The sequence below is a fragment of the Veillonellales bacterium genome (assembly GCA_039680175.1).
Taxonomy (GTDB): Bacteria; Bacillota; Negativicutes; order JAAYSF01; family JAAYSF01; genus JBDKTO01.
The window spans coordinates 1-6455 of record JBDKTO010000035.1; the positions used below are offsets into that span (position 1 = coordinate 1).

Consider the following 6455-nt stretch of genomic DNA (forward strand, 5'->3'; position numbering starts at 1 on the left):
TCTTGTCAATATCGGAATCCTTAAAAATTTTCAATATCCCGCCGATATGATCTTCGTCCGTATGCGTTAAGACCAGCAAATCAATAAATTCACCTTTAGCGGCGATTTCTTGTATCTCATTTTTTAATCGCCGATAAGCCCGCAGTCCTATGCCGCCATCAATTAATATATTCGTCTTTTTGTTTTGTTCACCAAATGAAACGAGAATACAGTCGCCGCTGCCGGCAGGTAAAGCTTTGATTGAAAATGACATTTTATCGTCTCCACCCATCCTATATTATTCAGAATCTTCCCTGGCATAAACTCCAAAATAATCAAAGTAATCACCGCATTTATTGATTTGTGTTATATTGTTTAATCTTCCATACTTTTACACAAAACTCCTTCTGCCTGTTTACGCAGTTTATACTTTCTTAAGGGAAACCCGTAAACTGAAAAACAGCAAGAAAGAGCTGCTGACATAGCGCCAAAAGCTCTTTCTTACTGTTTATCTAAGTTTTATTATGATCTGGAATACATTTATTTCGCTGATTAACTTATACAGGGTTGTAGACGAGCACATTTCCAATGGTTTTAATTTTCAAAATTTTGTTCCTACAAACGCAAATCCCGCTCTCCATTTTCAAGCTTCTTTAAATTCTCCAATATCGTATCATAAATTGGTTCGCCTTTAAATTGTTCAATATGTTTTTTTAACACAGCGTCACCCTTGGCCTTTGTTTCATCACCCGCATAGTCGAGAAGGTATTCTTTTAATGTGAAAATAGCATTTGGAATACAGAAGTTATGTACAAACTTGGATTTTGCAACCTTCATAAACTGTTCACCCGTGCGGCCTGCGCGATAACACGCAGTGCAAAAAGAGGGGATGCAGTGCATATCACAAATTTCCTTAACTACGTTATCTAGTGAACGTGCATCGCCGATAGAAAACTGTTCCTTATCAGGAAGCTGATTTGCATTCGAGGATTGCGCATAAGCGCCGACACCGATACGTGTCCCCGCATCTATCTGCGATACCCCGAAAGGGATTACTTCTCTACGCACTTTTACAGATTCGCGCGCAGTACAAATCATGCCCGTATAAGGAACGGAAAGGCGAAGTACGGCAACTAACTTTTTAAAGTCGCTATCGCTGACCGCATATTCAGGATGATCGGAAAAAGGAGTACCGGTGGCAGGCGTGATACGCGGGAAAGAAATCGTGTGCGGCCCCACGCCATTAAATGTTTTCTCCAAATGAATGGTGTGATAAAGCAACCCCATGACTTCAAAACGCCAGTCATAAAGCCCAAACAGAACGCCTATGCCACAATCGTCAACTTTAGCTTCCTGCGCTCTGTCCATGGCATACAGCCGCCAGCGATAATGGCCTTTGATGGTTCCCGCGGGATGCATTTCACGGTAGGTTTCATGATGATATGTTTCCTGAAAAACCTGAAATGTACCTATACCCACTTGCTTGAGCTTCTTTAGCTCTTCAACAGTAAGCGGTGCACAATTGATATTTGCGCGACGAATCTCGCCGTGCTCCGTTTTAACACTGTATACCTTTTTAACCGTTTCGCACATAAAATCTACTTCAGTAGCAGGCGATTCACCATACACAAGCACGGTACGCTTTTGACCCTCTTCGATCATAATGCGCACTTCCTGCTCAATTTCGTCCATGCTAAGAGTCTTGCGGTGCATGGAAGTATTGCTGCTGCGAAACCCGCAATATTTGCAATTGTTGGCGCATTCATCGCTTATGTAAAGTGGTGCAAAAAACACAATGCGATCACCATATACTTCTTCTTTAAGCTGATGAGCCAACTCATACATTTCCTGTATAGTGCTTTCATCCTTGTTTTGAAGAAGAATCGCAGTTTCCTCCGGTTCAAGCCGAATACACTGCTGCGCTTTTTTCAGTACACGTCGTACATCTTCCTTGGAAGGATTTTCCCATTTGTTTAATTGCGCCCAAATCTTATCGTCATCAATAAAATCATGATCAAGTTTGTCATATCCCTCAAATTCCTTTTTATACTTTTCTAAAAAATTCATATTATCTTCTCCTCCAACTATAGAATTTTTATTTGATATTTTTAGTAATCATCGACTTTACCGAAGCACCGGAGATTCTGCCCAGTTTGCCTGTCAAAGCACTGATAGCATCATTACTTCCATCGACGATCAACGATATAACCGATACGTCCCGTTCCCTATAAGGAATCCCCATTCTTCCAATAATCAACCCCGCATATTCATGCAAAACCCCGTTCACTCGTTCTGCGCATGAAAGATCGTCAATCACAATGCCGACTATTCCAATTCTTTTGTCCATCTTATATCGCCTCCTTTTTATAGCTCAACGTTGCACCCGAAAAAGTTTTATACTTTCTGCTAGACTAAAAAGCTCCTTTCCCGTAATTCACACGGAAAAGGAGCGTAACCGGCCGAAAATATTTAAACACGCCAAATGCGCGCCTTCCCGCTTGGAACACCTAGCAGTCAGGTAACTCAATAGCCCTGTATCCTCAGGTAAGCAAAATACGAGCAGATACATTGCACTTTTTGAAATTTTATACATATAGCTTTTTTAGTTTAGCACATATTCTTCGCCTTGTCAAAACGTACGTTTGGCTGTTGCTTGTAAAATGGAATTTTAATACCCATTTGCTTTACCAAGATAGTCGCCCTTGTTGAAGTCTGGGATCTAAAACTTTTTGCTTTTGGAGCAAGTCCATGCGAAATTGCAGCGCTATCTCAAACGCGATGAGGTTCATCCATTGGAAAAAGTCACCGACCCAAAACAGCGGCAAAATATCTTGCTGACAATCAAGGCCATTGAGGGATATGTAATGTGCAGCTGCATTGCCATTTACTTTACCGTTCCTCCAGCTTCACGCACAGCCAAGTCGCCGTTAGAACTGTTTTGCCGTCCACAGAAGCCGTGCCTGTCTGCTTTAAAATCCGGCGGGATAACTTCAGATTTTTAACGGTCATTGTTACTGTATTTCCCCGCGTCACAGTACCGGAAAAAGAAACTTTCTCCACTGCCGCCAGCCCCCAGAGTATTTTTTTAAACCTGCCCAGCAGTGCGGTTCCCCCGCCGCCGCACTGTATCAGGGATTCAAGCAGAATCACTCCGGGTACGGCTTTGCCTGCCAATGCAACATCCTGGTAATAGGGAAATGTATCATCATATTCTTTAACGCCGATAATTTCACCTGGATCGGCAAAAATAATTTCATCCAAAAACAAAAACGGTTCTCGCTGGGGCAGCAGGTTCTCTATCTTCTCATTCATGGAATCCCTGTCTAAGCCGCGGTAGGTCAATTTTTCCGCTGGCATTGAGAGGAAACTGGCTGACAAAGACGATCTTTTGCGGATAGTAGTGGCTGCGGAGTTTTGTCCGGCAAAAAGCCAGTATAGTCGCTGTGGTGAGAGCCGGATTTTCTTTTATAATCCAAGCGCAAACCCGCTGTCCCTTTACAGGATCATCAATTCCGCCGACAACGGTCCGGGAAACCCCCGGGCACTGATCAATGACCTTTGCCACTTGTTCCGGGATGATTTTGACGCCACCGCTGTTGATCAGTCCATTCCGGCGTCCCAGCACATATAAATAACCGTCGCCGTCCATCCTGCCCAGATCGCCTGCCGTGGATCTGGGTCTGTACGCCGGTGCCAGATAAGGGCTCTCCGCCCAGATAACATCCTGCTCAATCCATACCCGGACACCGGGAAAAGGTTTGCCTACCGAATCCGGACGGTACAGCAGATCGTCCTTGGTCATGCAGCTGACATGTCCCAGCTCGCTGGCGCCGTAATATTCATAAATGCCGGCTTGAGGAAAACGCTCTACCATCTGCCGTACAGTAACCGGATCCAGTTTTGCGCCGCAGGTTACAAGGGACTTAATCCCGAGAAGGGGCTGCTCCAGCGCTTTCAGCAAAATTCTGTAATGAGCCGGCACCATAAAAATCCCGCTGATTTGATTTTTCAGAATTCCCCGTACCCAGGTCCGAGGCTGCCGACTGTCGGCAATCACCACCGTTCCCCCCAAAGAAAGCATGTGCATACAGGCATTCAGGTTTGCCGTATAGATCAGTGACCCCGCCAAAAAAAGCCGATCCTTCCCGCAAAGACAGAATACCCGGCTTTGCTGCGGAAAGGCCCTTGTCCAGCTGCTATGATCCCGCCAGATCAATTTGGGATTGCCCGTGCTGCCGGAGCTTAACGCACCGAGAAAAATATCCGTCGGCTGTACGGTCGGCAGAGTATCGGCTGCCGTATCGGGTAAATGAAAGTCCTCGTTAATATAGACAGAAATATGATGAAGCCTGATTAACTTTAAACAAACTTCATCCGTTGTAGCCGCATCAATAAAAACACAGCAGCCGCCGGCTTTTAAAATCCCAAAGAAATACAAAAGCTGCAGCACAGGATCAGCTTGTTTTAAAAGGACGCGGTCGCCCGGTTTGATTATTCCGGCCAGACGGCGGGCCAGAAAATCCACCTTCTGCCGCATCTGGCTGTAAGTAAAAGATGATTTGCCATGAATCAGACAAACCTTATCTTCTATTTCTTTCTTTTGCCAAGAAACACAATCGTGAATCAGCACAGCCCGTCAGTCCCTTTCAATTAGTGTCGCTATGCCCTGTCCGCCTACGGCGCCAATCGCCGCGATGCCAAACCGCCCGTCCACCAATTTCAATGCCTTAAGCAGATGGAGCAAAATGATCGCCCCGGAAGCTCCATAAGGATGACCATAGGCTAAAGCTCCGCCCAAAATATTTGTCTTTTGCAAATCAAAGTCTAACTCCCGGCAGCATGCCAGTATTTTCACAGCAAAAGCCTCGTTGATTTCCATTGCAGCGATATCGCTTAATGCCATACCTGCCTTCTCCAGTAACCGGTGAATCGAAAAAACCGGTGCCAGCGGAAAGAAATTTGGATCGCAGCCGCAGATGGCCGTTTGTATGACTTTCCCCTGAGGCAGAAGCTTATACTTCTGCACGGCTTGCTCTGATGCCAGCAGCAAAACGGCGGCCCCGTCATGCTTTAAGCAGGTGTTGCCGGCGGTAATGCTTCCTCCCGGAACAAAAGCCGGTTTCATCCTCTGAAGCAGTCGAAGGGTGATATTGCCGCGGATGCACTCATCTTGGTCCACGATCTTATTGGTTGTCTGAACCGGTAGAATAATATCCTTCAACAGTTCCTGCTGCCGCGTTTTAAACGCCCGTTGATGGCTTTCCCAGGCAAAATGGTCCATGTCCTGCCGGGAAATTTTCATTTTAGCCGCCAAATTTTCCGCCGCAATCCCGGTATCCGGATCACCAATCTCCGGGGTGGAGAAGGGAGCCCTTGTGAAATAAACATTTTCTCCCTGAAAGCGGGGATCGGCATTATTAAACTGCCGTCTTGGCTCCATACTGGTGCTTTCCACCCCACCGGCGATGATCATCTCGGCGGAACCTGCCCGAATGCAGTCAGCCGCAAGTTGAACCGCGCTGAGACCGGAACCGCACTGGGTATCCACCGTTACCGCGGGAATACTGTAAGGCCAGCCGGCGGCAAGAACGCAAATCCTGGCTATATTTCCCCCCGGGCCTACCGCATTTCCCATAATCACTTGTTCAATATTCTCCGGCGAGATTCGATAACGGGCAATCGTTTCCTTTAAAACGGCAGCTCCTAAATTTTCCGGCAGCCACTCTTTTAATACCCCGCCGGTTTTGCCGATCGGTGTTCGCACACCGCCAATAATATAAACCGGCTTCATAACCGCTGACCGGCTTTCTCCAGCCGCCGGTTAACGGCAGTGCCGATAACCGTAGCAATGACCACCTTGCATAAATCCCCCGGTATGAAAGGCAGAACGCCTGCTATCAGCGCCTTTTCCAGACCAATCCCGGTAACAAAGCTCAGCCAGAACATCCCCAAGACATAAACTACTGCAATTCCCCCGGCAATATTGGCCAAAGCAAGCCGCCATACCTGATTCGAGGTTCCCTTCAACAAGCTGATCACAACGGCCCCCACTAAAAAACCAATCAGATATCCGCCCCGGGGACCAACAAGAATCCCCAGTCCTCCGTTTCCGCCGGAAATAACCGGCACACCTGCCGCTCCCACCAGCAGAAATGTCAGAACACTGAAAGCCGCCTGCCGTACTGTCAAAATGCTTCCTGCCAGCATAACTGCCAGCGACTGTCCGCTAATCGGGACCGGACTGATGGGCAGCGGTATGAAAATCAGCCCTAGTACGGCTATTAATGCCGCAAACAGGCCCGCATACATCATATCCCTTACTTTATCTCCCTGTGCCATGATTCTCCCCCTGTGTTAAGCGAATCGAATTCGTCTTTCTATCGGTAACTACTGGCAGTATAAAACAATACGGGATCAATGTCAACCTTATAGCATTAATGAGTTAACTATAAATTGAATTAAGTCTCTCCTTTTTT

At 46.6% G+C, this 6455-nt stretch carries 7 protein-coding genes; all 7 read right to left on the reverse strand.

Annotated elements, in window-relative coordinates:
- On the reverse strand, positions 1-253 hold a 253-nt coding region (locus ABFC84_05670; protein ID MEN6412241.1), incomplete at its 3' end, for an MBL fold metallo-hydrolase.
- Between the two features lie 341 nt (positions 254-594).
- Positions 595-2046 (reverse strand): [FeFe] hydrogenase H-cluster radical SAM maturase HydG, encoded by a 1452-nt coding sequence (gene hydG / locus ABFC84_05675; GenBank protein ID MEN6412242.1) that lies wholly within the window; start codon positions 2044-2046, stop codon positions 595-597.
- Positions 2047-2074: 28 nt separating this feature from the next.
- Positions 2075-2326 carry a TM1266 family iron-only hydrogenase system putative regulator gene (locus tag ABFC84_05680; protein ID MEN6412243.1) on the reverse strand — a complete coding sequence of 84 codons (252 nt, stop codon included), beginning with the start codon at positions 2324-2326 and terminating at the stop codon, positions 2075-2077.
- A 542-nt stretch (positions 2327-2868) separates the two neighbouring features.
- On the reverse strand, positions 2869-3291 hold the full coding sequence (locus ABFC84_05685; GenBank protein ID MEN6412244.1) for a hypothetical protein: 423 nt from the start codon (positions 3289-3291) through the stop codon (positions 2869-2871).
- The gene (locus ABFC84_05690) at positions 3284-4609 is read right to left on the reverse strand and encodes a fatty acid--CoA ligase family protein (protein ID MEN6412245.1); all 1326 of its coding nucleotides are present in this window, start codon (positions 4607-4609) and stop codon (positions 3284-3286) included. Before ABFC84_05690 ends, ABFC84_05685 begins: the two co-directional genes overlap by 8 nt.
- Before the next feature lie 6 nt (positions 4610-4615).
- The gene (locus ABFC84_05695) at positions 4616-5770 is read right to left on the reverse strand and encodes a thiolase family protein (protein ID MEN6412246.1); all 1155 of its coding nucleotides are present in this window, start codon (positions 5768-5770) and stop codon (positions 4616-4618) included.
- A complete protein-coding gene (locus ABFC84_05700) occupies positions 5767-6318 on the reverse strand; it encodes a biotin transporter BioY (GenBank protein ID MEN6412247.1) in 552 nt (183 codons plus the stop codon). Before ABFC84_05700 ends, ABFC84_05695 begins: the two co-directional genes overlap by 4 nt.
- Between the last annotated feature and the right edge of the window lie 137 nt (positions 6319-6455).